The organism is Actinoplanes philippinensis, from assembly GCF_900113015.1.
Classification (GTDB): domain Bacteria; phylum Actinomycetota; class Actinomycetes; order Mycobacteriales; family Micromonosporaceae; genus Actinoplanes; species Actinoplanes philippinensis.
Map to the genome: position 1 here is coordinate 425,521 of NZ_FONV01000009.1, position 24,215 is coordinate 449,735.

At 71.6% G+C, this 24,215-nt stretch carries 28 protein-coding genes; 14 read left to right on the plus strand and 14 right to left on the minus strand.

Going from position 1 to position 24,215, the window contains the following annotated elements; genetic code table 11:
- The first annotated feature begins 87 nt into the window (after window positions 1-87).
- Together BM290_RS50045 and BM290_RS25460 are read left to right on the plus strand one after the other, a co-directional pair.
- Window positions 88-648 (plus strand): CGNR zinc finger domain-containing protein, encoded by a 561-nt coding sequence (locus BM290_RS50045; RefSeq protein WP_093618253.1) that lies wholly within the window; start codon window positions 88-90, stop codon window positions 646-648.
- A 41-nt stretch (window positions 649-689) separates the two neighbouring features.
- Window positions 690-1,436, plus strand: coding sequence for a hypothetical protein (locus tag BM290_RS25460; protein WP_239143634.1), 747 nt, complete (start codon window positions 690-692; stop codon window positions 1,434-1,436).
- Between the two features lie 168 nt (window positions 1,437-1,604).
- Here BM290_RS25460 and BM290_RS25465 read toward each other — a convergent pair whose 3' ends face one another.
- Genes BM290_RS25465 through BM290_RS47525 form a run of 3 tightly spaced genes read right to left on the minus strand, consistent with a single transcriptional unit; the run spans window position 1,605 to window position 4,835 of the window.
- Window positions 1,605-2,519, minus strand: coding sequence for a hypothetical protein (locus tag BM290_RS25465; RefSeq protein ID WP_143133945.1), 915 nt, complete (start codon window positions 2,517-2,519; stop codon window positions 1,605-1,607).
- A 58-nt stretch (window positions 2,520-2,577) separates the two neighbouring features.
- Window positions 2,578-3,759: a barstar family protein gene (locus tag BM290_RS25470; protein WP_093618257.1), complete on the minus strand. Its 1,182-nt coding sequence runs from the start codon at window positions 3,757-3,759 to the stop codon at window positions 2,578-2,580.
- A gap of 29 nt (window positions 3,760-3,788) precedes the next feature.
- Window positions 3,789-4,835: a hypothetical protein gene (locus BM290_RS47525; RefSeq protein ID WP_143133946.1), complete on the minus strand. Its 1,047-nt coding sequence runs from the start codon at window positions 4,833-4,835 to the stop codon at window positions 3,789-3,791.
- Between the two features lie 236 nt (window positions 4,836-5,071).
- Between BM290_RS47525 and BM290_RS25485 the strand changes: the two genes are divergently transcribed.
- A complete protein-coding gene (locus BM290_RS25485) occupies window positions 5,072-5,389 on the plus strand; it encodes a hypothetical protein (RefSeq protein ID WP_143133947.1) in 318 nt (105 codons plus the stop codon).
- Between the two features lie 256 nt (window positions 5,390-5,645).
- Here the strand turns inward: BM290_RS25485 and BM290_RS25490 are convergent, their stop codons facing one another.
- From BM290_RS25490 to BM290_RS25500, 3 genes are all read right to left on the minus strand, one after another.
- Window positions 5,646-6,872: a hypothetical protein gene (locus BM290_RS25490; RefSeq protein WP_093618264.1), complete on the minus strand. Its 1,227-nt coding sequence runs from the start codon at window positions 6,870-6,872 to the stop codon at window positions 5,646-5,648.
- 91 nt (window positions 6,873-6,963) lie between these two features.
- A complete protein-coding gene (locus BM290_RS25495) occupies window positions 6,964-7,566 on the minus strand; it encodes a response regulator transcription factor (protein ID WP_093618266.1) in 603 nt (200 codons plus the stop codon).
- Window positions 7,563-8,672, minus strand: coding sequence for a sensor histidine kinase (locus tag BM290_RS25500; protein ID WP_093618268.1), 1,110 nt, complete (start codon window positions 8,670-8,672; stop codon window positions 7,563-7,565). Before BM290_RS25500 ends, BM290_RS25495 begins: the two co-directional genes overlap by 4 nt.
- A 108-nt stretch (window positions 8,673-8,780) precedes the next feature.
- Between BM290_RS25500 and BM290_RS25505 the strand changes: the two genes are divergently transcribed.
- Window positions 8,781-9,659 carry an ABC transporter ATP-binding protein gene (locus BM290_RS25505; RefSeq protein ID WP_093618270.1) on the plus strand — a complete coding sequence of 293 codons (879 nt, stop codon included), beginning with the start codon at window positions 8,781-8,783 and terminating at the stop codon, window positions 9,657-9,659.
- 13 nt (window positions 9,660-9,672) lie between these two features.
- Window positions 9,673-10,392: an ABC transporter permease gene (locus tag BM290_RS25510; protein WP_093618272.1), complete on the plus strand. Its 720-nt coding sequence runs from the start codon at window positions 9,673-9,675 to the stop codon at window positions 10,390-10,392.
- 91 nt (window positions 10,393-10,483) lie between these two features.
- Here BM290_RS25510 and BM290_RS48610 read toward each other — a convergent pair whose 3' ends face one another.
- Window positions 10,484-10,894 (minus strand): hypothetical protein, encoded by a 411-nt coding sequence (locus BM290_RS48610; RefSeq protein WP_177319897.1) that lies wholly within the window; start codon window positions 10,892-10,894, stop codon window positions 10,484-10,486.
- Window positions 10,895-11,077: 183 nt separating this feature from the next.
- On the opposite strand from BM290_RS48610, the gene BM290_RS48615 reads away from it, so the two are divergent.
- Window positions 11,078-12,106, plus strand: coding sequence for an ABC transporter substrate-binding protein (locus tag BM290_RS48615; RefSeq protein ID WP_177319898.1), 1,029 nt, complete (start codon window positions 11,078-11,080; stop codon window positions 12,104-12,106).
- A 15-nt stretch (window positions 12,107-12,121) separates the two neighbouring features.
- On the opposite strand, the gene BM290_RS25520 is transcribed toward BM290_RS48615, so the two are convergent.
- From BM290_RS25520 to BM290_RS25530, 3 genes are all read right to left on the minus strand, one after another.
- Window positions 12,122-12,415: a hypothetical protein gene (locus BM290_RS25520; RefSeq protein ID WP_093618276.1), complete on the minus strand. Its 294-nt coding sequence runs from the start codon at window positions 12,413-12,415 to the stop codon at window positions 12,122-12,124.
- A gap of 287 nt (window positions 12,416-12,702) precedes the next feature.
- Window positions 12,703-13,950: an MFS transporter gene (locus BM290_RS25525; protein ID WP_093618278.1), complete on the minus strand. Its 1,248-nt coding sequence runs from the start codon at window positions 13,948-13,950 to the stop codon at window positions 12,703-12,705.
- The gene (locus BM290_RS25530) at window positions 13,947-15,698 is read right to left on the minus strand and encodes an NAD(P)-binding protein (protein WP_093618280.1); all 1,752 of its coding nucleotides are present in this window, start codon (window positions 15,696-15,698) and stop codon (window positions 13,947-13,949) included. The genes BM290_RS25525 and BM290_RS25530 overlap by 4 nt, the downstream gene beginning before the upstream one ends.
- Before the next feature lie 140 nt (window positions 15,699-15,838).
- Here BM290_RS25530 and BM290_RS25535 point away from each other — a divergent pair, with 140 nt between their 5' ends.
- Genes BM290_RS25535 through BM290_RS25550 form a run of 4 tightly spaced genes read left to right on the plus strand, consistent with a single transcriptional unit; the run spans window position 15,839 to window position 18,172 of the window.
- Complete coding sequence (locus BM290_RS25535; RefSeq protein WP_093618282.1) at window positions 15,839-16,207, plus strand: ArsR/SmtB family transcription factor; 369 nt, start codon at window positions 15,839-15,841, stop codon at window positions 16,205-16,207.
- A 57-nt stretch (window positions 16,208-16,264) separates the two neighbouring features.
- A complete protein-coding gene (locus tag BM290_RS25540; protein ID WP_093618284.1) occupies window positions 16,265-16,954 on the plus strand; it encodes an arsenate reductase/protein-tyrosine-phosphatase family protein in 690 nt (229 codons plus the stop codon).
- Complete coding sequence (locus tag BM290_RS25545; RefSeq protein ID WP_239143633.1) at window positions 16,947-17,723, plus strand: aquaporin; 777 nt, start codon at window positions 16,947-16,949, stop codon at window positions 17,721-17,723. Before BM290_RS25540 ends, BM290_RS25545 begins: the two co-directional genes overlap by 8 nt.
- Before the next feature lie 38 nt (window positions 17,724-17,761).
- A complete protein-coding gene (locus BM290_RS25550; RefSeq protein WP_093618286.1) occupies window positions 17,762-18,172 on the plus strand; it encodes an arsenate reductase ArsC in 411 nt (136 codons plus the stop codon).
- Between the two features lie 61 nt (window positions 18,173-18,233).
- Here the strand turns inward: BM290_RS25550 and BM290_RS25555 are convergent, their stop codons facing one another.
- The 3 genes from BM290_RS25555 to BM290_RS25565 all read right to left on the minus strand — a co-directional run bounded on the left by BM290_RS25555 (window position 18,234) and on the right by BM290_RS25565 (window position 20,531).
- Entirely contained in the window at window positions 18,234-18,992 is a 759-nt protein-coding gene (locus BM290_RS25555; protein WP_093618288.1) for a TetR/AcrR family transcriptional regulator, read from the minus strand.
- 87 nt (window positions 18,993-19,079) lie between these two features.
- Window positions 19,080-19,700, minus strand: coding sequence for a TetR/AcrR family transcriptional regulator (locus BM290_RS25560; protein WP_203779447.1), 621 nt, complete (start codon window positions 19,698-19,700; stop codon window positions 19,080-19,082).
- Window positions 19,701-19,838: 138 nt separating this feature from the next.
- The gene (locus tag BM290_RS25565) at window positions 19,839-20,531 is read right to left on the minus strand and encodes a hypothetical protein (RefSeq protein WP_093618292.1); all 693 of its coding nucleotides are present in this window, start codon (window positions 20,529-20,531) and stop codon (window positions 19,839-19,841) included.
- Between the two features lie 192 nt (window positions 20,532-20,723).
- Between BM290_RS25565 and BM290_RS25570 the strand changes: the two genes are divergently transcribed.
- Genes BM290_RS25570 through BM290_RS25580 form a run of 3 tightly spaced genes read left to right on the plus strand, consistent with a single transcriptional unit; the run spans window position 20,724 to window position 22,596 of the window.
- The gene (locus tag BM290_RS25570) at window positions 20,724-21,458 is read left to right on the plus strand and encodes an SDR family oxidoreductase (protein ID WP_093618514.1); all 735 of its coding nucleotides are present in this window, start codon (window positions 20,724-20,726) and stop codon (window positions 21,456-21,458) included.
- Complete coding sequence (locus tag BM290_RS25575; protein ID WP_093618294.1) at window positions 21,458-22,363, plus strand: SDR family NAD(P)-dependent oxidoreductase; 906 nt, start codon at window positions 21,458-21,460, stop codon at window positions 22,361-22,363. The genes BM290_RS25570 and BM290_RS25575 overlap by 1 nt, the downstream gene beginning before the upstream one ends.
- Window positions 22,364-22,389: 26 nt before the next feature.
- Complete coding sequence (locus BM290_RS25580; protein ID WP_093618296.1) at window positions 22,390-22,596, plus strand: tautomerase family protein; 207 nt, start codon at window positions 22,390-22,392, stop codon at window positions 22,594-22,596.
- A gap of 61 nt (window positions 22,597-22,657) precedes the next feature.
- Here BM290_RS25580 and BM290_RS25585 read toward each other — a convergent pair whose 3' ends face one another.
- On the minus strand, window positions 22,658-23,518 hold the full coding sequence (locus BM290_RS25585) for a LysR family transcriptional regulator (RefSeq protein WP_093618298.1): 861 nt from the start codon (window positions 23,516-23,518) through the stop codon (window positions 22,658-22,660).
- Between the two features lie 72 nt (window positions 23,519-23,590).
- Here BM290_RS25585 and BM290_RS25590 point away from each other — a divergent pair, with 72 nt between their 5' ends.
- Window positions 23,591-24,187 (plus strand): short chain dehydrogenase, encoded by a 597-nt coding sequence (locus BM290_RS25590; protein ID WP_093618300.1) that lies wholly within the window; start codon window positions 23,591-23,593, stop codon window positions 24,185-24,187.
- Window positions 24,188-24,215 lie beyond the last annotated feature (28 nt).

Here is a 24,215-nt window from a genome sequence, read left to right on the forward strand (position 1 = left end):
GCAGCCTCCCGCACGTGTTGTCACCACCTGAGCCGGTGACGCCACCTGACCTTGCGGGATCCTGGCGTCACCTGTCAAGGTGGTGACGTGACCTTCGTCTTCGTCGGCGGCAACCTCGCCCTGGACCTGCTCGGCACCCTGAAATGGCGCCGCACCGCCGGCGAGGAGTGCCTGGGATCACCCGCCGACGCGGCCCGGTGGGCGGTCGCCTCCGGGACGATGACCAGCGAGCCCCGCTTCTCCCCCACCGACCTGACCGCGCTCCTGGAGTTGCGCGAGGCGATCTACCGGCTGTTCCGCGCCGCCATGGCGGGCGACCCGCCGCCCCCCGCCGACCTGCGCCTGGTCAACGCGGCCGCGTCCCGGCCGGGCGTGGCGCTCGAACTCACCCCGGCCGGCACCACCCGCGTCGGTGATGCCACGGCTGTCGCCGCCGAGGTGGCACGGGCGGCCGCCGGACTGCTCGGGGAGATCTTCGCCGGCGGCGGCCCGCGGCTGCGCGAGTGCGAACGCCCGGCCTGCACCCGCCTGTTCGTCGACCGGTCCCGCGGCGGCACCCGCGCCTGGTGCGGCATGGCCGAGTGCGGCAACCGGGTCAAGGCCGCCGACTACCGCGCCCGGAAGGCCGCGGCCCGGCGCCCCGGATGAGCCCGCGCCCCCGGCGTCTCCTCTGGACACCCGCTGTCACCATGGCGGGCACAGTTGAGATGCGGCGCGGGGGCGACATGCAGATCATCGAGGTGACCGAACTCGGGGTACGGTCGGCGGCAATCCGGCTGCGACGGCGTGACTCAGCGCTGCAGTTCGTGCTGTATCCGATGGTCCACATCGGGAAGCCCGAGTTCTACACGGCGGTGACCACCCGGCTCAAGCGGGCGGACGTCGTCGTGATCGAGGGTGTGGGCGGCGGCCGGCGGAAGCACTCGGTCCTGGTCAGCGCGCTGACGCTCAGCTATTCGGTGCTTCGGTTCAATCGGCGGACAAAGCTGGTGGAGCAGAACATCGACTACGCCGCTCTCGGCATTCCGGTGATACACCCGGATGTCAGCTTCGAGGAATTCACGGTCGGCTGGCGGCGCGTGCCCCTCCTGCACCGGCTGCTGATGTGGTGCGTTCTTCCCTTCGTCGTGGTGACACGCCTGTTCGGCGGCACCCGGATGATCTGGTCACGGTCGATGGAGCTGAACGACCAGCCGTCGATCGGGGAGGAGGCCCTCGACGACTGGTCGCCACGACTCATGACCGCCCTCGGTGGTGACCGCGACGATCGGCTCCTGTCCGCGCTCTGCCGTCTGCACGAGGAGCGCAGCGCGGAGAACATCGAGGTCGCGGTCGTCTACGGCGCCGCTCACGTGTCCCCCATCGTGCACGGTCTGGCGAAACGGTACGGCTACCGGCCACGCTCCGCCGAATGGCTGACCGTCGCCGACCTGTGACCCGGCACCCGCCGCCGTACGGCAGTTCCACCGGCTGCGGCACCGCCAGGTCCCGGTCGGTGCGCGGAAACAACCACCGACAGGGTCGGCCGCGCGGCCGGCTCCGTCTACGCGCTTCGCCACAGCTGTATTGCGGTCGGCAACGGACAACCGGCGCCGGCCCGGGGCTCACTCCCCCGGCAGCAGCGCCGGGCCGGCCCCCGCGAAGACGGTGTTCGCACCGGTCAGGAACAGCTTCGCGGTCGCGACGCCCAGACGTCGCACGGTCCGGCCGTCATCGAAGCCCCGATGGTCACAGCCGGAGTAGCGCACCACGACCTCGCCACCGCCGGCCAGCAACACGACCACCTCGTCACCGTAGGAGACGTCCGGCGTGCAAGTCCGGGGCTCGTCCGGCCCGCCGCCGACCGGCTCGGCACGGACCGCGTCCAGCGACCGCTGGGCGGCCGCGCCGTCCAGCCGCAACGACGAGATGATCGATTTGCTGCCCAGCAGCGAGTACCGGCACGCCGACACCGACGTGACCGCGCCCTCGGCGGGCGCCCGCACCGGCCGGTACGCCGGGTTGTCCGTGATCGGGTGCCGCACCAGGCAACCCTGATGGTCGGCGCCCTCGACCACCCGCACGGTGCCCACGATCTGTTCCCGCAGGTCCGCCCCCACCTGCACGATCACCGCCACGCCATGCAACCGTACGGTGGTCCGGTCACCGCGCCGCGTCACCCCGTCGGCGGGCTCGCCCAGCTCCGGCCCCAGGGACACCACCGGCCCGGTGTCGGCGACGTCCACGCTCTCCATACACCCCGCCGCGGTGGAGATCCCGGGGCGGCCCACCACCGGCGGCGAATCGGCATCCTTTGGCCGCGGCCCGACGCACCACTGGCCCAGCCGCTGGCTGCCGTTGTCGTACCCGAAGTCGGCGGGCACTCCCACCTCGATCCCGCCGTACGACTCCCATCGCCACCCCGCGGGAAGCGCAGCCGCCGACGGAACCGGCCCCGTGGCAGGCTCCCCGGCGGCCCAGGCACACGCCGCTACCGACAGCCCCGCCGCCAGCGCCACCGCGATCCCGGGCGCCCTCATCCGTACAGTCTCGCCCCGCCCGGGCGGGAGAACCGGCGTTCGGTGAAACCGGGCGCCGTCACCGCAGTTCCACCTTCACGCCCTCCTCGATAAGGAACTGAACCAGGTAGTCGAAGGTGAGAGCGGCCCGCCAGGTGAACCGGTCGTAACCGGGAACCAGATGGGCCCGCGCCACCGAGGAGTCGTGCCAGATCAGCCGGAAGCCGGGGGTGGCGCCGCCGTCGCCGGTGGCACACTCGTGCACCCAGAACAAGTCGGTGCCGAACCAGCCTCCCGGACCGTTGATCGCCTCGCCGAGCGCGCAGTAGAACGCGTCCTCGTCGGTCACATGACGTCCGTCCAGGTGGTACACGGTGCCGGCGGGCTTGTCGGGCTCGTGTGAGCGGTGCAGCGCGGCGGCCCGCACCCACCGCCGGCGGCCACCGCGGTCGAGGGCCGCCCACAGATGGGGCCGGGTCGGGCCGCCGGAACGCCACATGTCCCAGAGAGCACGGTCGACGCCGGCCAGCGGCTCCATGATCGGCCCGTCGAGGGTGAGGTCGACGAGGCCGTCTCCGTGGGCCGACGGACGGGTGGCGACGATCTTTCCCCTCACGTTGTGCTCCCCCGGCATGCTGCTCACCGTGCCGTCGGTACGGACGTGCGCCAACTCGGCCTCGATCGAGCCGGTCGGGCCGGGGCGGCAGCCGAGCAACGTGACCGGTGGCCCCGGTGGCCAGGGGTCCGCCCGTTGCCGGAACAGCCCGGTGATGTCACCGCAGTCACCGGCCCGCTCGTCCGCCCGGTCGTCGATGCCCGTGACGAGCAGCCGGTATCCGAAGGCTTCCGGTGCGGTGGTGCCGTGCCGGTTGTTGTGGCCGTCGAAGCGGTGACCGGTCAGGTCGACGTCGAGCCGGTCGGAGCCGTCAGCGGCGGGCCGGTGACCGACGAGGCGGACGTCGAGAAGCTCCTCCACGCTGAAGCCGCACTCGTGGCAGGCGCCGGGATCGCAGGGCTCATCGGCCGGGCGTCCGGGAACGTGCACGGGCTCGACGACGAGGATGCCGAGCCAGTCCGGGCCGGTGCCGTCGATCGCGGCCCGCAACGGGCCGGTGGGCCGGCAGCCGACCAGCGTGTAGTGCTCGTACACCGGCGGGGCCGGAAACACCCGGTCGGTGAAGAGACCGTCGATGTCGCTGCACTCGGTGACAGTCTCGCCGGACTCGATGTCGAGCAGGCGCCAGCGGAGGGGAATCGGCACGACCCGAGCTTAACGACCTTGACGGCCGCCTATAGGTAGTCGAAGAACCGCCAGTACCACGATGCTTCGGCAGACCCGAAAACCCATTGATTCGGGCCCTCGTACGGCATCTTCAGGATGTGCCCGGGGACGAGCCAGAGCTGCGCCTGCGCTGACACCTGCTCGATGAGGCGGTAATCCTCCTGATGCACCGGCGGCGTCCGGGCGGCATCGGAGGCAGGCCCCACCCGGTACGGCAGGCAAGCGGTCAGGGCGCCGAAATTGCTGAGAACGACCGCCAGCCCGCTTCCTCGGTCGTACGTGCGGGTGACCTCGGCCGGGATCCGGATGACCCCGAAAAAGGCGGCGTCCTCCCGTGGACCCTGCCCTCCGGGCAACGGACAACCGAAGGCCGCGCTCAATCCCTCGGCCAACTGATCGAATCGAGTTTGCGTCGTCGCAGGATCGAAGTCGCTCGGGAACTCCAAGCCGACGGCCGAGCCCATTCTCCCCGGCTCGTCCAGGGCACGCAGTATCGACAGCCAGTCCGTTTCACCTTCCGCCGGCGCATCCGGCGCGATGCCGGCGACATCCTCCGGGAGCCGGGAGGTGCCCGGCTTTTCCTGCTCGGCGTACGGGCTACCGCCTCCACGGCGACAGAAGAACTCGGCTCTCCTTACGAGTTCGGCCGGTATGCCACAGAGACGCCCCGGACAGACACCGGCCGCAATCAGCTCATCACGCAGTGGCAGCGGCGTATTCGGATGGTGAGCGACGACGTGACGTTTGTGGGTCGTCGCATTCGGGAGTTCGGCTGCCTCCGCTTCCCGGCGGGCCAGAACCTCCAGTGCCGCCGCGGGAGCCCGCAGGTGATAGAGAGCCTCATTCCGTACGCCGCGATCCGCATCCTGCAGGAGGATCGCGACGGCATTCGGAGGGGTGTTCGGGTTCCGGGCGGTCCACAGTCTCACCGGTCGGATCGGGTCGGTCGCCAGTTCCCGTAGGCGCTGCTCCGTCGTATCGATCGACCGGGCTTCATTCACCCTGAGGAGCCCGAGCTCGCGCTCAGCAACCGATCGAGTGTGCTGATCCACCATCGCGGCATGGTCTCAGCCGCGGGCCCGCGACGCACCTGCAATTCCGCTCGCGGCAACCACCCCACCCGGTACGACGAGCAACCACTCCGCAGCCTTCGACCACCGGCCGCCCCAGTCTGTTGAGACTGTGGGGCTCAAGCCCGCAGCCATCTTTTAGTCCTCGCGGAATGTTGTTACGGCACCCCGCTTCGCGCTTTTACCGTCTCCGCATGGCCATCGGCGAACAGGAGATTGTGATGCGGAAAGCATTGGCCAAGATCATGGTGGCTGTGGCGGTCGTCGGCGGCGGCGTCCTCACCGCGTCCAGCCCGGCCTCGGCTGCCATCGGTGGTTGCAGTCAGGGCTACGGTGGTTTGCACACCACCGGATACCTCGTCTGCTACACGGGAAGTGGTCAGTACCAGGTCCGGGTGACGTGCGACAACGAGAACCCGTTCGGTAGGGACTACTACCGGTACGGCGCGTGGGTGCCGGTGACGCAGACCAGCACAGCGGCTTGCAGCAACGGCGACTACGCCTACAACCTCTACACGCGTCTCCTCACCGACCTGTGAGGCCTGTGCCGATGTCGGCCACAGCCGTTCGCTGATCGCGGCGACCGGCACGATGGCTTCGCAGCGGAACGGCCGGCTTGTCGTACCGGATAGCGGCTGCGCGGGTTCACTGAGCCGGTCGAGGCCCTGCAGCAGCTCACCCGGCGCCTCGATGCCGCCTGCGGAAGCGCCGAAGCCATCGCGTCGCCGCCGTCGGGATGCCGGGAGGGTACGGACCTCAGCCGTCGCCCGCGTGTGCCGGCCGAGCCGCAGCCGGTCACCGTTCGAACAGGTCGTCCGGGTCGCTCACCCAGGCGGAGAAGACCGGCACCCCGTGCCACGGTCCGGGCTGCGTCGTGCCGCCGGTTCCGGACGTCTGCGAGGCCACCGCGACCACGGCGTACGGATGAGCGAACCGCAACTCGGCCTCCCGCGCGAGCATCCGGCCGAGTCCCACGGACTTGTACGACACCGTCGAGGTCAGCGCGGCCGCCTCGAACCCGTACTGCCCGTACCGGGCCACCGCCGTCTGCTGCGCCTGATGGGCGAGCCCGTCGACCCCGAGCAGGCCCGCGAGGACCTTCGCCGCGGCGGGGAACCCCGGACCCGTCACGGACAGGTCGAGCGTGGAATGAGCCGACCAGCAGGGCAGCACCGCGGAGTAGCGCTCGCTGTCGCCGTGCACCTCGGTCTCCCGGATGGTCCACAACGGGGTCTCACCGAGCGGCAGTCCGGCGAGCGAGACCTGGCTCCTCGGCCGACGGCCCGAGACACATGCGGGAGCGATCTCGTACGCCGCGGCCAGCACCCGGGCCGGATCGACGCCGGGCGCCGCGGCCACCGACACCACCTGAAGCCCACCCGTCTGGTCGTAGTCGTCGTCGGGGTCCTCGGCGGGCACGCCGGACGCCACGTGCACGATGATCTCGCCGGCGTGCTCCGACCGGGCGATGAACATCCGGTGGCCCGAGTGCGGTGTCCGCAGCGCCTGGCTCAGCCGGGACGCCCACGGCGAGTCAGGGCCGAGGTCCGCCGCCGGGGTGGCCGTGAACGGCTCCCGCCAGGAGACCTTCGTCGCGAGCACGGTCGCCAATACGAGCAGCGCCTGGGGTGAGACGTCCGGCATGGATTCGATGAGACCGAGGCTGTGCTCCCGCACCCATCGGTCCAGCTCCGGCCGGCCCGGCAGCGGCCCGAAACTCGTCGTCGGTGGCAGCCCGGCCCACCAGCCGGCCGGCCCGGAGACGTCGGCATCCGGGCCGTACCACACCGCGGAGGCGGCCCCCACCATGCTGTGCGGCTGTTCGAGCAGGGCGCCGGCCAGCGTGGCCGCCTCGTCCGGGTCCATCCCGAGGTCCTCGGCCAGGTCGTGACCGGGTGGCGCCGCCTTCGCGACGAGCGCCAGCAGCAGCCAGGCGCCCAGCGGGGAGGCCACATGGTGCTGCGTCCCGGCAACCCGGTGAAACCGCTCCGCGTACCGCCCCAGCGCCGGGATCAACTCCATCGCCACGTCCCTCCCTCGGATGTGGCTCCACCTTCGCAGGCGTGATCAAGAGCCATCGGCCGACCCGGCAGCGGCCGGTGTTCCGGTCTCGTCAGATCCAGTCGTGTTCGCGGGCGTACCGTGCCGCCTCGTGGCGGGTCTGGGTCTGGGTCTTCTGCATGGCGCTCGACAGGTAGTTACGCACCGTTCCCTGCGCGAGGTGCAGCCGGGCGGCGATCTCCGCGACCGAGTAGCCCTCCCCCGTCACCCGCAGCACGTCGAGTTCGCGGTCGGTGAGCGGGCAGTCGTCCATCACGGCGAGCGCGGACACGTCCGGGTCGATCCATCGGCGCCCGGCGCGCAGCGTGCCGATCACCGTCGCGATGTGCGCCGGCTCCGCGGATTTGCTGACGAAACCCTGCACCCCCAACTTCAAGGCCCTGCGGAGTACGCCGGGACGCGCGTGCCGGGTCAACATGAGGATGACCTGGTCCGGCCGGGTCGCCCGGATGGACGCGACAGCGGCCAGCCCGTCCACCCCGGGCATCTCCAGGTCGATGACGAGCACGTCGGGCCGGTGCAGCAGGGTCGCCTCGACCGCGGCGGCGCCGTCGGCGGCCTCGGCGAGCACGGTGATGTCGGACTCCAGCGGCAGCAGCGCGGCCAGGGCCTTGCGCAGCAGCGCCTCGTCGTCGGCGAGCACCACTGTCGTCATCGCTGCGCCACCGCCGGGAAGGCCGCGGCCGTGACGAACTCCCCGTCGCCGGCGGTGACGGTCAGCGTGCCGCCGTCGTCGGCCAGCCGTTGCCGCAGCGCCGACAGGCCGCGCAGCTCCGGCACCGTGTCCCCGGCGAACCCGTCGTTGCCGATGCTGATCCCGGACGGTGACACCACGATGCGTACGCGGGTCGCCTCGGAGTGGCGCAGGATGTTCGTCGTGGTCTCGCGCAGCACCTGCCCGAGCAGCTCCCCGGCACGCGCGTCCACCTCGCCCTCGCGGGTGACCCGCACCCGGATCCCGGCCGCCTCGAACAGGTTCTTCGCGTTCTCCAGTTCCGCGGACAGGTTGAGCCGGTGCTGGGCGTACGCGAGCTTCCTGGTCTGTTCGATGGTGTCGCTGACCAGGGCGTGGATCTCGCGCAGCTCCTCCTCGGCGCGGGCCGGGTCGCGCTGCACCAGCTTGCCGGCGAGCACCGCCTTCAGTTTCACCACGTGCAGCGTGTGGCCCTGGATGTCGTGCAGGTCGCCGGCGAAGCGAACCCGTTCCCGGATGACGGCCAGCTCGGCCTCCCGCTCTCTGCTCATCTCCAGCTCCTGGACGATGTCGTAGAACCGCTCCCCGACGAACGACAGCACCATGACCACCGCGCTGACGACGGCCGGGATCAGCACGTAACCGACCAGCGCCGCGGAGTCGACCAGCAGCCGGGCCGCGCCCACCGCCGTGACATAGCCGACCAGTGCGGCCGCCGCCGTGTGCCGCAGGCGCGGCAACCGGGGCACGACCAGCGAGGCGACGCTGGAGATTCCCCAGTACGCGTTGGGGGCGCCGATCACCAGCGACCCGACCGGCCAGACCGCGGCCGCGACGATCACGCACGGCAGGGCCACCCGGGCGACGTCGTTGGCCGTCCACCGCTCGAAGGCCACCAGCGCCGCGACGACAGCGGGCGCCAGCACCAGCACGTGCCACCAGGTGCGCGCGTCGACCGCCACCACGACCACCGCGGCGAGCACCAGGGGCGGCAGCGCGGAAGCCAGGTTCAGCCTGCGCAGCCGGCCCTGCGTCGCCTCGGTGATGCGCAACGATCTTGCGTTCATCCGTCCAGTATTCGGGTGCCGCCGCCCGCCGGACAGTGACACCACGTCACCTGTCGCCGTGACGTGACGGCACTGACCGTACCCCGGAGAAATTGATGGTGTTGTGTCATGCCAACTCCGGTCATCGCAGTCGAGAAACTGAATCTGCGGTACGGCGACTTCCACGCCGTCCGTGACCTGTCCTTCGAGGTACGCCCCGGCGAGCTGTACGCCCTGCTCGGCACCAACGGCGCCGGGAAGACCTCGACGCTGGAGATCGTCGAGGGCCACCGGACACCGACGTCGGGTGCGGTACGGGTGTTCGGCCACAGCCCCCGCGACCGTGCCGCGGTCCGCCCCCGGATGGGGATCATGCTGCAGGAGAGCGGCTTCTCCCCGGACCTGACGGTGGCCGAGTCGGTCCGCCTGATCGGCGCGCTCACCCGCCGTGACGACGACGCCGGCCGGGTCCTCGACATCGTCGGCCTCACCCGTAAGGCGGACACGGTGGTGGCGCAGCTGTCCGGCGGCGAGAAGCGGCGCCTCGACTTCGCCACCGCGGTGTACGGCAACCCGGAGCTGCTGTTCCTGGACGAGCCGACCACCGGCCTCGACATCCAGTCACGCGACGCGCTCTGGGAGGCGGTCGACCGGCTCCGCGAGAACGGCACGACGATCGTGCTGACCACGCACTACCTGGAGGAGGCGCAGCAGCGCGCCGACCGGATCGGGCTCATGCACCGGGGCGTCCTGCACCGCGAGGGCACGGTCGGTGAGCTTACCCGCTCGCTGCCGTCGCACATCCGGTTCCGGCTGCCCGCCGCCTCCCCGGCACTGCCGCTGCCGTCCGCCGCCGCCGGTGACGGCACGGTCGTCGTCGAGACGTTCACCCTGCAGAAAGACCTGCACCTGCTGCTCGGCTGGGCACACGACCACGCCGTCGAGTTCGAGGACCTGTCCGCCGGTGCGACAGGGCTCGACGACGTCTTCCGTACCCTCGACCGTTAAGGAGACCCGCACCGTGCTCGCCATCGCTCGTAGTGAGCTCATCCAGATCTTCCGCAACCGTCTCGTGCTGGTCACCAGCCTCATCATGCCGGTCGCGGTCAGTGCGTTCTTCATCTACCGCCACGAGGTCTTCGCCGCCCTCGGCAGCCTCGGCTACATCGCGGCCGTCATCATGGTGACCGTCGGCGCGTTCGGCCTCTACACCTCCACCGTCACGACCCTGGCGTCACGCCGGCAGAACCTGTTCCTCAAACGGCTGCGCTCGACCGCCGCCGGCGACGCCGGCATCCTCGCCGGCCTGATCCTGCCCGCCACGATTCTGGCCGCCGTGCAGGTCACCGCGATCCTGGCCGCCCTGGCCGCGGTGTCCGGCCGCCCGGCCGACATCGCGCTGCTGGCCGCGGCGGTCGTCGCCACCCTGGCCATGATGATCGGTCTCGCCCTCGCCACGGCCGGCCTGACGAACTCCCCCGAACACGCCCAGGTGACCACGCTGCCGGTCAGCCTCGGCGTCATCGCCGTGGCAAGCTGGGTCGGCATCAGCGGCACCGAGGAGCTGACCCTGCTCAAGCGCCTGCTGCCCGGCGGTTCGGCCACCGAGCTGGTGCTGAACGCCTGGAACGGCGGCGTCGCTCTCGGCGACTCCCTGATCCTGCTGGCCCCGACCGCCGCGTGGGTCGTCGTGGCGGGCGCCCTGGCCGGCCGCTTGTTCCGCTGGGAGCCGCGCCGCTGACGCCCGCCCGGCATCTGCGGGGCCGGACCGGCGACGCCCCCGGGCTGCCGGTCCGGCCCGCCGCACCTCGACTGCCGGCGGCTTCCCTCGATCAGGATGGATGCGCGTCATACGCCCAGACGACGGCGACGTCCGGCTTCATGCGCAGCCACAGCGTCGCCGCGGGCGCGTCGTCCGGGAAGTCGACCCGGAGCAGCTCACGGCCTCCTGGTCCACGCTCGACCCCGACGGTCCGTACACCCGCGATTTCCAGATCGAGAAGCTCCGAGCCACCGTTCTCGGCTCGCAGCCGGAGCCGGACGACCTCGTATCCGGGCTCGATGTCCATTGTGACCTCGTAACCGGCCCGGGTCGTCCGAAAGGTCACCGACGTGTACGGCCACAGCTGTCGCCAGCCGTACTCGTAGCCGGTTGCCTTCTCGTCCTGGGCGTACGGATAGGTCGGCTCCTCCTCGAACAACCAGATCAGATCGTCGTAGTCGGGCACCGGTTCCATGACCATCGGAGGATGATCGCACCCGGGCGCCCGCATCACGCCTTCGAGGCAGTCTGCAGAGCCGGCCCGCCGCCACCGGCCCTGACCGATATCGGCGACACCGCGCCGGCGCTGCGGCCCGCCCGGCGAAGTGGAAAGTCGGCGATCCGTCGCTTCCGCGAACCGCACGCATGGAGAAGCATGCATGTCATGCGAAGACTTCTCGCGTTGATGACGGCGGTGGCCGTCCTGGTGTCCGCGTCACCGGTGGCGGCCGCCGCCCGGTCCGGCACTCCCCCGCTGGTCCGGGTGCGTTCGGCGTCGCGATCGCTGCCGATCCTCGCGGCCCTGGCGAACGGATTCTTCACCGACGAGCACCTGAACGTCGACTACGCCCAGTTCGTCTCCTCGCGGCCGACGTTCATCCAGATCGACCAGCAAGAGATCGAGTTCATCGTCTCCTCCATGGACAACGCCATCAACTACCAGCTCAACCCGGGGAACCCGGCCGGCCGCATCCTCGACAACGTGATCGTGGGCGCCCACGATCAGGGACTCGGACTGGCCCTGACCGGAGCCGCGGGCCATCCGGACGCGTCGAGCCTGCGCGGCAAGCGCGTCGGCGTCGATGTGCCGCACTCCGGGTTCGGGCTGCCCGCCGAGAAGATCCTGCTGGAGAAGGGCCTGACCGCCGGCGCCGACTACACCCTCGTCGCGGCGGGCAGCACCCCCGCGCGTTTCCAGGGCCTGCTCGACGGCTCCTGGGAGGCGGCGATCATCAACGCCGAGGGCGTCGTCCGGGCCCGTGAGGCGGGACTCCCGGTGATCGGCAGGGTGAGCGACCTGTTCGACGCCTACCAGGGCGGTGTGCTGGCCGCCAATCGTGAGTGGCTCGCCGCCCATCCGGCAACAGCGATCAAATTCATCCGGGGGTACGTACGGGGCGTGTCGTGGGTTCTCGACCCACGCCACCGGGACGCGGCGATCGCGCTCCTGATCGACGCCGAGACGCCACCCGCGCTGGCCGCGAAGATCTACGACCTCAACGTGGCCACGGACGGTCTCGCCCGATGCGGCGCCCTGAGCCCGGCCGGTTTCCGTGCCGTCCTGGAACTGCGCGACGAGTTCCACGGCTTCGAAATCCCACAGGACATCGACCACCTGACATCACCCGAGGGCGGCCTGTACGACCTGTCCTATCACCATCGCGCGGTCCGCGGCTGCGGGCCCTGCCGTTGACGCGCCGAAGGGTGCTCATCGAGTGGCGGACCACCGCTCCGCGAGGCGCGTCGTCAACAGCGCCTCGCGGTCGGACGCCGGGATGCTGCCGTCGCTCAACTCAGGGAACTCCCCGATCAGCCGGACCTTCAACTCGAACCTCAGATCGGCCTCGGCGGGCCCGGGAGACACCTGCGCGTCACCGGCCGTCGGCGCCACGCCGGGTCCGGCATGAGCGGCGTGCGGATCCAGCATCGTGACGGCGAAGGCGGCGAGCACGCCGGCCATCAAGCCACGACGCCACGACTCCATCCGGTCGACGGCGGGCACAACGACCTCCCTCGGCCTGTGTCAGGAGTAGATCCAGGCAGGTCACAGTACGTGCGACAGCGGTCTTCGGATCATCCTTCCAACGATCACGACCCGGTACCGCTCCGAAGCCCGCAACGTCGCGGAGGCCCGCGTGCGCCTGCCGGAGGCCGGTCGATCAGCAGCACCGCTTCCAGCCCCCGTCGCCGGCAGCGCGTTCGACGATGCGGAAACGGACCGGCTCATGGGTGACGCAGCGGCAGGCACGGCCCGCTCGTCGGGAGGACCGCTTCGGGAACCGGCCTGGCCTATGGCCGTGAGGATGCGCGCGAGCAGGCCGCGATCGCGGTGGCCGCGGCGGCGCAGCAGATCGCGATGGCCACGAGCACCGGGGTGTACGAATGGGTTGCGGTGTGCAGTGCGGCCGCGGCCAGTGGGGCGCCGGCCTTGGCGAGGGTCATCGGCGCGACCAGGATGCCGGCGAGGGTGGCGTAGCGGCGGGTGTCGTAGCGCTCGGCGAGGATGACGGGTTTGGCGATGGTGGCCACGCCCAATCCGAGCCCGAACCCGGCGACCGCCAGGACCGCGCCGCCCGCGCCGGCGCCGACGGCCGGGAGCAGCAGGGTCGCGGCGGCCTGGACCGCGAAGACGCCCGCGGTGACGGTGGTGGTCCGGCAGCGGCGTCGCAGGCCGGTGGTGATCAGCCGCCCGGCGACGGACAGCACGCCGAGCAGCCCGGCGACGGTGGCGGCGAAGGCGGGCGGGTGGCCCCAGCCGATGAGGGCGGCGATCAGCAGCACGGTGTAGGCGCTGGTCGCCGTCGTGTGGGCGGTGAACCCGGCCGCCAGGAGCCAGAATCCCCGATCGGCCAGCGCGGCCCGGACAGCCCGCATGCCGGTGTCGCGGTCCCGCGTCGTGGCGTGGCCGCCCGCTGGTGGAGGCCGGACGACGGCGGCGTGCAGCGGTGCCGTGACGGCGTGGATGCCGGCGAGGATCAGCAGCGCGGTGCGCCAGCCGTGCTGGGCGGTGAGCCAGCCGGTCAGCGGCAGGAAGACGGTGCTGGCGAAGCCGGCGACCACGGTCAGCGCGAGCAGCGCCGGCGAGCGGCTGTCCGGCCGGTGCCAGGCGATGATCACGGCGAACGCGGCTTCGTAGAGGCTGGCCGCCGACGCGGCGCCGACACCGATCTGCACCGCGTACAGCTGCCACAGCTGGCCGGCCTGCGACCACGCCACCAGCATCACTGTCCCGAGCAGCGACCCCGCGGCCATCAGCGCCCGGCCGCCGTGACGGTCCAGCCGGCGGCCGATCGGCACGGCCAGGACCGCTGAGGTGAGCACGGAGGCGGTGAACGCGCCGGTCACGGCGGTGGTTGAGGTGTGCAGGTCGGCGGCGATCGGGACGAGGAACACGGCGAAGGCGTAGTAGAGGGTGCCGTAGCCGATGGTCTGAGTGATCGCCAGCGCGGCCACCAGGGTCCGGTTGCCGTGTTCCGACGGGCGGTGCCCGCCGGCCGTGGGGCCGGCGGGCACCGGGGCGCCGGTCGGGCGGTTCACGAGCAGCAGCCGCCGCCGGTGGAGCTGGTGAGGCTGATCAGGCCGGTGACGCTGGGCAGGGCGCCGGGCCGGTCGGCCAGTGCGGCGATCTGCAGGGCGGTCTCGTGGTCGAGGCCGATCCGGTCGGCGGCCGCGCGGACGGCGTCGCCGGGGCCGGACGCGGTGGGCAGCAGCGACATGGTGGCGTCGGCCAGCGCGACCGGAACGTCCGGGCTGAGGCCGAAACGGGCGGCGACCTCGCGGGCGGCGTTCTCGGCGACGAGGCTGGAGCTGCACACGCCGGTCTCGGGCAGGTCGAGCCGTACGTCGTCGGCGGCGTCGAAGTCCCCGGCGAGCGCGGCGGCGATGGATCGGACCTGCTCGTATCCGGTGGCCATCAGGAAGGTCGGCGCGCGGCCGTAGGACTTCATGCCGACGGCGTAGTAGTTCGGCTCGGGCTGGCCGAGCTCGCGGTGACCGTGCGGGGCGACGGTGCCGCAGGAGTGCTGGTTGGGGTCGATCAGCTCGGCCAGGGTGCGGGTGCAGCCGAGGATCGGGTCCAGGTCCAGGCGCAGCTCGCCGGTGATGCCGTGGTCCGGGCGGAACCCGGTCGCCGACACGACACGGTCGGCGGTGAGGGTGCGCCCGTCGGCGGCGACCAGCGTGATGCCGCCGGTCCCGCGACGCACGGTGTGCACGCCGAACCCGGTGACCAGGGTGAGTCTGCCGGTGTCGACCAGGGCGTGCAGGCCGGAGCCGAGGGCGCCGCGGGCGGGCAACTGGTCGGCGTCCTCCCCGCCGAAGGCTCGCTGGGCGGAGCCGCCGCGCACTGCCCAGGTGATGCGGGTGCCGGGTTCGGTCTCGGCCAGGCGGGCCAGGTCGAGCAGGGTGTTGGCGGCCGAGTGCCCGGCGCCGACGACGATGGTGTGCTTGCCGGCGTGCTGCTCGCGGGCGGCGCCGAGCACGTCGGGCAGGGCATGGTCGATGCTGTCGGCGGCCTCCGGCTCGCCGTGGGAGGGCAGTCCGTTGGCGCCGAGCGGGTTCGGGGTGCGCCAGGTGCCGGACGCGTCGATGATCGCGCTCGCGGTGACCTCGGTGCCGTCGGCGAGACGGACGACGAAGGGCAGGTCGGCGCGGCCGGGGGTACGCACGCGGTCGGCGCCGACGCGGCTGATCGCGGTCACCCGGGCCCCGAGGCGCAGGTGCGCGGCGATGGCGGGCAACGTGGCCAGCGGCTGCAGATAGGCGTCGACCAGCTCGGCGCCGGTGGGCAGACCTTCGTCGTCGGGCGCGGCCCAGCCGGCGGCGTCGAGCAGGCGGCGCGCCGCGGCGTCGATGTCGTAGCGCCACGGGCTGAACAGGCCGACGTGGGCCCACTGCCGGACCGAGGCGCCGACCTGGTCACCGGCCTCCAGGACCAGGAAGGCGACAGCCCGCTCGTGCAGGTGCGCCGCGGCGGCCAGCCCGACCGGCCCGGCGCCGATCACCACCACCGGCAGGCCCTCCGGCCGGCCCCCGGTCACGACGGCCGGGGCCGGCAGTGGTCCCCCCGCGCCGGTCGTGTCGGCGCGTCCGCTGCGGCCGGCCTGCCGGGGTGGGGCCTGCTGGTCGGGCGGGCCGTCAGCGCCGCAGCACCCGGCGCCGCCGGTGACCGCCTGCTCCTTGGCGTGCGGGGCGCAGCAGGCGTCGGCTGCCGCGGCCTCTTCGGCGGTGCCGCAACACGGGTGCTGCCCGGCAGCCGGGATGGTGCTCGAAGCGTCGCCACTCATCGCGGGCCCTCCTCGTGAGGTCAAGGTCGTTCCGGGTGCGGGAGATCCGATGTCACGCCACCCGGATTCGACAATCTTCGAATCCGATGTCTGTCGAAACCACGCTTGCACGCGAATTCGATATCTGTCAACCTCGACGCATGTCGAAACCACCGACCGTGTCATCCACCGCCGAAGACGTCCCGTGCTGCACGCCGATGGCGTTCGAGCGCATCCCGGCGGAGATGTCCGGCACGCTCGCGCAGGCGTTCAAGGCGCTCGGCGACCCGATCCGGCTGCAGCTCATGTCGATGATCGCGTCCGCGCCGGGCGGCGAGATCTGCGTCTGCGACCTGACCCCGGCATTCACCGTCTCCGGGACGACCATCTCGCATCACCTCAAGGTGCTGCGAGAGGCCGGCCTGGTCGACGCCGAGCGCCGCGCCAGCTGGGTCTACTACCGGCCCCGGCCCGCACTGATGCGACAGCTGTCGGCGCTGCTGGCCGTCGACCAGCCCGCGAACGCCTGACCGTTTCCCGCCCGCAGGCCCTTGCCCCGGCACGATAGGTCAGCAATTATTGAGTCAATGAACGCTGAGGCTTCTTCCCTGCATGTGCGGGCCCGGGTCCACGCCGCCCTCGGTGACCCTGCCCGCCTCGCGATCGTCGACGCGCTCACCCTCGGTGACGCGTCCCCCGGCGAGATCGCCGCGGACCTCGGCATGCCGACCAATCTGGTGGCCCACCACGTGTCGGTGCTGCAGGACGCCGGCCTGCTCGTCCGCGCCCGCTCCGAGGGCGACCGCCGCCGGACGTATCTGCGGCTGGTGCCCGGCGTGCTGTCCTCGCTGACCGGGCCACGACTCGAGGGCGCCGAGCGGGTGGTGTTCGTCTGCACCCACAACTCGGCCCGCTCGCAACTGGCCGCCGCCCTGTGGCGTGACCGCATCGGCGGCGAGGTCGCCTCCGCCGGGACCGTCCCGGCCCAGCGAGTACACCCCCGCGCGGTGCGGGTCGCCCACGAGCACGGCCTGGCCCTGGACCCCGGCGGCACCCGGCACGTCGACGACGTCCTGCATCAGGGGGACCTGGTCATCGCCGTCTGCGACAACGCCCACGAGGACCTCACCGGCCCGATCCGCCCGCGACTGCACTGGTCGGTGCCCGACCCCGCCCGCGTCGACACCGACGAGGCGTTCGAGGCCACCTACACCGATCTCGCCGACCGCATCGACCGGATCGCGCCCGTCCTCACCACCGCAGCCGACCATGGCTGACCTCATCCACGCCGACACGACCCGGAGTCACCTGTCCATGCGCCCGATCACCCTGTGGCGGCGGCTGCTCGCCGAGTTCCTCGGCACCGCGCTGCTGGTCACCGCCGTCGTCGGCTCCGGGATCATGGCGGTCCGGCTGTCCCCGGACGACGTGGGCCTGCAACTGCTGGAGAACTCGGTCGCCACCGCGTTCGCCCTGGGCGCGCTGATCCTCACCTTCGGCCCGGCCTCCGGCGCCCACTTCAACCCGGTCGTCTCCGCCGCCGACTGGCTCCTCGGCCGCCGCACCGGCACCGGGCTGACGATCGGAGACCTCTGCGGGTACGCCGTGGCGCAGACCCTGGGAGCGATCGCCGGGTCGGTCCTCGCGAACCTCATGTACGGCTTGGCGCCGGTCACCCTGTCGACGAAGGACCGCGCGGCGGGGAACCTGTGGCTCGGCGAGGTCGTCGCCACCACCGGCCTGCTGCTGCTGATCTTCGCGCTCGGCAGGTCCGGCAGAGCCGCTGTCGCCCCGGCCGCGGTCGGGGCGTACATCGGCGCCGCCTACTGGTTCACGTCGTCGACGAGCTTCGCGAACCCGGCCGTCACCGTGGGCCGGGCGTTCACCGACACGTTCGCCGGGATCGCCCCGGCGTCGGTGCCGGGCTTCGTCGGCTTCCAGCTCGTCGGCCTGTTCGTCGGCGTCGGACTGCTGCTGGCGCTGTACCCCGACGCCGGCAGGTCGCCGGACGACATCGTCGTCGAGCACCCCGCAGCCAACTCCTGATCAGCCCTTCCCCTCTCCAGCATCGCGAAGGATCCCTCATGAGCGACACCAGGCCCACCGTCCTGTTCGTCTGCGTCCACAACGCGGGCCGTTCCCAGATGGCCGCCGGCTGGCTACGCCACCTCGCGGGCGATCGCGTCGAGGTCCGCTCCGCGGGCTCCGCACCCGCCGAGACGATCAACCCGGCAGCGGTCGAGGCGATGAACGAGGTCGGCATCGACATCACCGGCCAGACCCCCACCAGGCTGACCTGGGACGCCGCGCGGGAGTCCGACGTGATCATCACGATGGGCTGCGGCGACGCCTGCCCGGTCTTCCCCGGCAAGCGCTACGAGGACTGGAAGCTCGACGACCCGGCGGGCAAAGGGGTGGACGCCGTGCGCCCGATCCGCGACGAGATCAGGACCCGCATCGAGGCGCTGCTCGCCGACCTGCTCCCCGCATCCTGACCGGCCTTCGGAGGGCTCGACAGCGCCCACGCGGACGGGCCGGCCGGCGTCCTCGGCCGCGTCAGCCGGCGTCGTCGATGCGTTCGAGCCAGCGGTCGAGCAGCGCCACCTCGACCGGTTCCAGGGCGTCGGTGCCGGTGAGGGCCAGCTGTGAGCGCATCTGGCGGGCGGTTGCCCGGATCGGGTCCGGCTCGCTCGGCCGGGCCGGGCCGGTCAGCACCGCGGCGAAGACGGCATCGCGGGTCCGGTCCGGCAGACCGGGGTCGTCGAACAGGTGCGGCTGGGCGATCCGGCTCAGGGTAACCCCGATATTGGCCGGCAGGATCATCCGGGCGGCCTGCCGGGGGGTGACGGCCAGCGCGCCCGCGGCGGCGCACCGCATCAGCGTCGCTTCGAGCAATTCCAGGATCCGGTGGTACGTGGTGGCGGCGGCGTGTGCTCGGGGGGCGAACATCAGCTGGTAGACGGCGGGATTCTCGGCGGCGAAGGCCATGTGGTCGGTCCAGCCGGCGTGCAGGTCGGCGACGGGATCATCGGTGACCTCCAGCTCCTGCTTGCGCTGGGCGTAGCGCTCGAAGGCGTCATCGGCGACGGCGTCCAGCAGGCCGTTCTTGTCGCCGAAGAGCCGGTACAGCACGGGCTGGGTGACGCCGACCTCCTCACACACGGCCCGGGTGGCGATGTCGCCGCCGGGCGCGGAGGCCAGTTGCCGGCGGGCCGCCTCGATCAGGGCCGCGCGCAGCGCCGCGTCGTCGGCGGCGCCGGTGGCCCCGCGCCGCCGCACCCGCCCCTGGTCGGCCCGGCCGTCACCCTCACTCATGAGATCGATGCTACGCCAGGGCGCTAGCGATGCTCGGAAGCGTGTCCCGGCCGACCGGCTGCGGTACCGGCCCAGGCGGACAGGGGCTTACGCGTCGCAGGCCGGCCGCGGTGTGGCGACACCCAACGCGGGCAGGAGCACGCTGTCGACCAGCGCCACGGCGGTCTCCTCGTCGAGCCCCTGACGCAGGAGCGCCACCCGGTGGAACGCCATCGACGGGACGATCGAGGCGACGAGGCCGGCCGGCACCGCCGGGTCGACGGCTCCGCCGGCGATCCAGCGGTCGATCACCGTGCGCAGCGCCTGGGCGGCCGGCCGGGCGATCGACGCGATGGCGGCCTCGCGGACATCGTCGTCGTGGGGCATCTCGTTCAGCACGTTCGCCAGGACGAGCGCTGCCCGGGCGGTCGGTGTCACATAGTGCCTCACGCAGACCAGCAGGTCGTCGCGCAGCGAGCCCTCGTCCGGAAGCGTCACCTCGGCCTGCAGGCTCTGCGCCGCGGCGATGACCAGGTCGGTCTTGCTGGCCCATCGACGGTAGATCGCCGCCTTGCCGGTCCCCGCCCGTCGCGCGATCTCGTCCAGTTTCGTGGCCGAGTAGCCTCGCTGCAGGATCACCTCGACCGTCGCGTCCAGAATCGCCTGCTCCAAATCGGGGTCACGCGGGCGTCCGAGCGTTGCGGGGGTCTCGGGTTCACCAGTCGTCACCCCCGGCATTTTACGGGACCACCGAGTACCGTAAGAGGTCGGGGCCCCGGCTTCAGAAAACGCCGGGACCGACACGTCCCCCGACCACCAGGGCCGCGCCGGCCGCGATCACCCGGTTCTCCTTGCCACCGGGGCCGCTCACTCCACAACGGCGACGACGTCGAAGTAGTCGTTCCGGAAGGTGGCGAGACCCTTCCAGTACTTCTCGCCATCGGCGAAGCCGGGCTGGTCGAGCAGGACATGGAACCGGTCGAAGCTGGACCACGTGCCGAAGTTGATCAGGCGTTGCCCGTCCTGGCTGCGATGGAAGTTGACGGTGCGCAGGCCCGGCGTCACCAGAGATGCCGGGGCACTGTCGGCGACCCGCTCCAGCAGAGCCTCCGACTGATCGTCGAGCACGGTGAACAGGCCGAAGTGCACAACCGGCGTGTGCGCCAGGGAGACTGTCGTCGTGGCCTCGTTGCCGTCGCGCCACACCAGGTCGTACACCCGCCGGTCGAGCACGCGGGCCGGGACGCCGAGCGCCTCGGCGCTGTCCAGCACCTGGCATGCGGCGCCGGCGCCGGCGTCGAACCGGCTGTACACGGTGACCCGGTTGTGGTCACGGCTGGCGAGCACGACGGCCCCGCGGAAGCCCTGCTCCCACCGCCAGCCCCGCACCTTGGTGATGATCAGCGGCAGCGCCAGCGACTGCTCCTCGGTCCGGCGTGGCGTGCGGTTGGGCGGCTGAGCACCGGCGGCAGGCCCGGCCTCCTCCGGTACGCCGAGTTCGAGTCGTTCGATGACGGCGACGACACCCGAGTCGGCGGTGGGCTGCAACGTGATGGCCATGGGTCATCCTTCCAGGGTTTACGGGACTGATCAGTTCCGTAAGACTTACGGTACCCCGAAGTTCCGTAAAGAGCCAAGCGGCAAATCAGCGCTACGTCACATCGCTAGCGAAGATACGGGTTGCGTGTTACGTTCGTCGTATCAGTGAAACGCCAATCGGCTATCACCACTAGGGACAGGGATGTGAACGTCATGGCAGATCAACGGGTCGCCGTCGTCACCGGCGCATCACGGGGCATCGGCCGCGCCATCGCGACCACCCTCGCCGCCGCCGGTCAGGCCGTGGTCGTCGGCTATGCGGGCAACGACGTGGCGGCAAAAGCGGTCGTCGAGGAGATCACCGCCGCCGGAGGGCGCGCGGTCGCCGTACGGGCCGACGTGGCCACCGAAAGCGAGGTGTCGGCGATGTTCGACACCGCGGTCGACACGTTCGGTGGCGTCGACGTGGTGGTCAACTCGGCCGGGCGGCTGGCGCTCTCGCCGATCGCCGACCTGGACCTCGACGTGCTCGACGAGTTGCACCGCACCAACATCCGCGGATCCTTCGTGGTCGCCCGCGAGGCGGCGCGCCGTGTCCGTACCGGTGGCGCGATCGTGATGCTGTCGACCTCGGTGGTCGGCCTGCAATTGCCCAACTACGGCGCCTACGCCGCCAGCAAGGGAGCGGTGGAGGCGATGACGCTGATCCTCGCCCGGGAGCTTCGTGGCCGGGACGTCACGGTGAACACGGTCGCGCCCGGCCCCACCGCCACGGACCTGTTCCTCGACGGCAAGGACGAGGCGACCATCGCGCGGCTGGCCGCCCAGCCGCCCCTGGAGCGGCTGGGCGCCCCGGCCGACATCGCCCGCGTCGTCGCCTTCCTCGCCGGTCCGGGTGGACGGTGGGTCAACGGCCAGACCCTGCGCGCCAACGGGGGGATCGTCTGATGGCCACCGCGACGAAGGTCATTCTGGTCACCGGCGCGTCCAGCGGCTTCGGCCGGCTCACCGCCCGGACGCTGGCACGACACGGTCACGTGGTCATCGCCGGCATGCGCGCGACGCGGGACCGCAATGCCGGGGCGGTCCGAGAGCTGGAGGAGCTGGCCGCCGCGGAGAGCCTGTCGCTGTCCGCCGTGGATCTGGACGTGCAGTCACCGTCCTCGGCCGACGCGGCGATCGCCGAGATCGCCGCGCGTCACGACCGCCTCGACGTGGTGGTGCACAACGCCGGCCACATGGTTCTCGGGCCCACGGAGGCGTTCACACCCGAGCAGCTCGCCGCCGTGTACGACGTCAACGTGCTGGGCACCCAGCGGGTCAACCGGGCCGCCCTGCCGATCCTGCGCCGCCAGGGCTCCGGGCTGCTGGTCTGGGTCGGCAGCTCGTCGACCCGGGGCGGGCACCCGCCGTTCCTGGCGCCCTACTTCGCGGCCAAGGCGGCGATGGACGCCCTGGCCGAGAGTTACGCCGCCGAGCTGATCCGCTTCGGCATCGGCACCACGATCGTGGTTCCGGGCGCCTTCACGTCCGGCACCAACCACTTCGCGCATGCCGGCCGCCCGGACGACGAGGCCACCGCGGCCGCCTACGACACCCACTACGGCGAGATCCGCGCCTCCATCGACCAGCGTCTGGCCGATCTCGTGCCACCGGATGCCGACGTGCAGTCGGTGGCCGACGAGATCGCCCGCGTGGTCGGCCTTCCCGACGACCGGCGGCCCTTCCGGACCCACGTCGATCCGAGCCGTGACGGCAGCGAGGTCGTCTCCGTCGTCGCCGACCGGATCCGGGTGGAGTTCTACCGCCGGCTCGGCATCGAGGAGCTGCTGCCCTCGCATGCCGCCCTGTGACAACCACTACCAGCCAGGAGAGACTCATGCCGTTCGCCAACCTCAAGGTTCCCGCCGACACCCTGACCCCCGAGTCCAAGAAGAAGCTCATCGACGCCGTGACAGACGCGTACGCCGACGTGTACGGCGAGCGCGCCCGGGCGACCACCCTGGTGCTGGTCGATGAGGTCGTCGAGGGCGGCTGGGGACTCGGCGGCAACGTCCTGACCGCCGAGATGCTCGGCCGCAGCTGACTCGGACCGGAGCGCGGCCGGGCCGTACCCGCCTCGCCGCGCTCCGGCGGCTGAGACCGCGCTATCGGGGCGCGTCGGCGACGGCGCGGCGGGCGTGGTCGATGAAAGCGCCGGTGGCCGGATGTGTGGGCACGCGCGGCCAGAGCAGCCACACCGCAACGGTGCCGCCGTCGATGATGGGCAGATAACGAACTCCGGGGTACGGGTGGGTCCGCTCGGTGCCCTGGGCGGTGACACCGACGGCCTCACCGGTGGCGATCGTGGTCAGCCACTCGTCGACGTTCGCCACGTCGAAGGTCTGCGGCCGCTGGTCGCGTGGCCACAGGTCCCCCGTGGTCGCGGAGGTGGAGCACAACACCACCCGCTGGCCGCGGAGGTCCGCCAGCCGTACCGAGGACCGGCCGGCAAGAGGGTGACCGTCGGGGACCGCGGCGAGGCGGGGCTCCCGGTACAGCTCGGCGGCGAGCAGGTCGCCGGGCGGCGACGGCATCAGGCGTACGATCGCCGCGTTCAATTCCCCGCGGCGCAACGCGGTCTCCGGATCGTCACGGCGGTGCACCCGGACAGGCGCGGCCGGGTGCTGGTCACGCCACGTCCGCAGCAGGCTGACCGTGTGGTCGCCGAGCGCGGCCCAGGCGAAGCCGATGTGCAACGGCTGCGGGCCGGTGGCGGCTTCGGCGAGCGCGTCGTCGAGCTGGTTGAGGATCAGGTGGGCGCGCTCGTGCAGTCGCCGACCGGCGTCGGTGAGGGAAAGCCGGCGGGTGGTGCGTTCGACCAGCGTCGTGCCGATCCGTCGTTCCAGCTGGTCCAGGGTGCGGGAGAGGGCCGGCTGGCTGATCCGGAGCACCGCCGCGGCGCCGCTGATGGTGCCGTGGTCGCCGATGGCCGCCAGCGCCCGCAGGTGCCGCAACTCCACATTCATAACTGTCGAGCATAGATGGCTGCGTGAACAGCATTTCCCTGCCCGGCGGCTGCACGCCTAGCGTCGTGGGGCATGAGAATCCTGCTCACCGGAGCCACCGGCACCCTCGGGTCGTACCTGCACAAGCGACTGTCGTCCCGTGGCCACGAGATCGTGTCCGTCGCCCGCCGCAACGCCGACCTGAACCACGACATCACCGACCCGGCTGAGGTCACCGCCGTGTACCGGGCCGCGGGCCCGCTCGACGCCGTGGTCAGCGCCGCCGGCCACGTGCCGTTCAAACCGGTCGCCGAGATGACCCCGGAGGACTACCTGTCGGCGTTCCACGGCAAGGTGCTCAGCCAGATCGAACTGGTCCGCCAGGGTCTCCCCCACGTCACCGGCCGCGGATCGTTCACGCTGATCACCGGCATCCTCGCGCGCGAGCCCATCGTGACCGGAACCGCCGCCTCGATGGCCAACGCCGCGGTGGAAGCGTTCGTGCGCGCCGCCGCCATCGAGATCGCCCCGCAGCGGATCAACGCGATCAGCCCCAACGTCTTCACCGAAAGCCTTCCGGGGTACGGCAACCTGTTCCCCGGGATGGGCTCGGTGGACCTCGCCGACGTGGCGCAGGCGTACGTGCGCTCCGTCGAAGGCGCCCAGACCGGCCAGATCTACGTCCCCTGACACCGGTCTGTCCGACTAGCTGGCATAC

Coding starts and splice junctions, on each gene's coding strand:
- BM290_RS25460 (WP_239143634.1), top strand. CDS start 690: ATGGCGGGCACAGTTGAGATGCGGCGCGGGGGCGACATGCAGATCATC.
- BM290_RS25465 (WP_143133945.1), bottom strand. CDS start 2,519: ATGAGGGCGCCCGGGATCGCGGTGGCGCTGGCGGCGGGGCTGTCGGTA.
- BM290_RS47525 (WP_143133946.1), bottom strand. CDS start 4,835: ATGGTGGATCAGCACACTCGATCGGTTGCTGAGCGCGAGCTCGGGCTC.
- BM290_RS25485 (WP_143133947.1), top strand. CDS start 5,072: ATGCGGAAAGCATTGGCCAAGATCATGGTGGCTGTGGCGGTCGTCGGC.
- BM290_RS25490 (WP_093618264.1), bottom strand. CDS start 6,872: ATGGAGTTGATCCCGGCGCTGGGGCGGTACGCGGAGCGGTTTCACCGG.
- BM290_RS25495 (WP_093618266.1), bottom strand. CDS start 7,566: ATGACGACAGTGGTGCTCGCCGACGACGAGGCGCTGCTGCGCAAGGCC.
- BM290_RS25500 (WP_093618268.1), bottom strand. CDS start 8,672: ATGAACGCAAGATCGTTGCGCATCACCGAGGCGACGCAGGGCCGGCTG.
- BM290_RS25505 (WP_093618270.1), top strand. CDS start 8,781: ATGCCAACTCCGGTCATCGCAGTCGAGAAACTGAATCTGCGGTACGGC.
- BM290_RS48610 (WP_177319897.1), bottom strand. CDS start 10,894: ATGGTCATGGAACCGGTGCCCGACTACGACGATCTGATCTGGTTGTTC.
- BM290_RS48615 (WP_177319898.1), top strand. CDS start 11,078: ATGCGAAGACTTCTCGCGTTGATGACGGCGGTGGCCGTCCTGGTGTCC.
- BM290_RS25530 (WP_093618280.1), bottom strand. CDS start 15,698: ATGAGTGGCGACGCTTCGAGCACCATCCCGGCTGCCGGGCAGCACCCG.
- BM290_RS25535 (WP_093618282.1), top strand. CDS start 15,839: ATGTCGAAACCACCGACCGTGTCATCCACCGCCGAAGACGTCCCGTGC.
- BM290_RS25540 (WP_093618284.1), top strand. CDS start 16,265: ATGAACGCTGAGGCTTCTTCCCTGCATGTGCGGGCCCGGGTCCACGCC.
- BM290_RS25545 (WP_239143633.1), top strand. CDS start 16,947: ATGGCTGACCTCATCCACGCCGACACGACCCGGAGTCACCTGTCCATG.
- BM290_RS25550 (WP_093618286.1), top strand. CDS start 17,762: ATGAGCGACACCAGGCCCACCGTCCTGTTCGTCTGCGTCCACAACGCG.
- BM290_RS25555 (WP_093618288.1), bottom strand. CDS start 18,992: ATGAGTGAGGGTGACGGCCGGGCCGACCAGGGGCGGGTGCGGCGGCGC.
- BM290_RS25565 (WP_093618292.1), bottom strand. CDS start 20,531: ATGGCCATCACGTTGCAGCCCACCGCCGACTCGGGTGTCGTCGCCGTC.
- BM290_RS25570 (WP_093618514.1), top strand. CDS start 20,724: ATGGCAGATCAACGGGTCGCCGTCGTCACCGGCGCATCACGGGGCATC.
- BM290_RS25575 (WP_093618294.1), top strand. CDS start 21,458: ATGGCCACCGCGACGAAGGTCATTCTGGTCACCGGCGCGTCCAGCGGC.
- BM290_RS25580 (WP_093618296.1), top strand. CDS start 22,390: ATGCCGTTCGCCAACCTCAAGGTTCCCGCCGACACCCTGACCCCCGAG.
- BM290_RS25585 (WP_093618298.1), bottom strand. CDS start 23,518: ATGAATGTGGAGTTGCGGCACCTGCGGGCGCTGGCGGCCATCGGCGAC.
- BM290_RS25590 (WP_093618300.1), top strand. CDS start 23,591: ATGAGAATCCTGCTCACCGGAGCCACCGGCACCCTCGGGTCGTACCTG.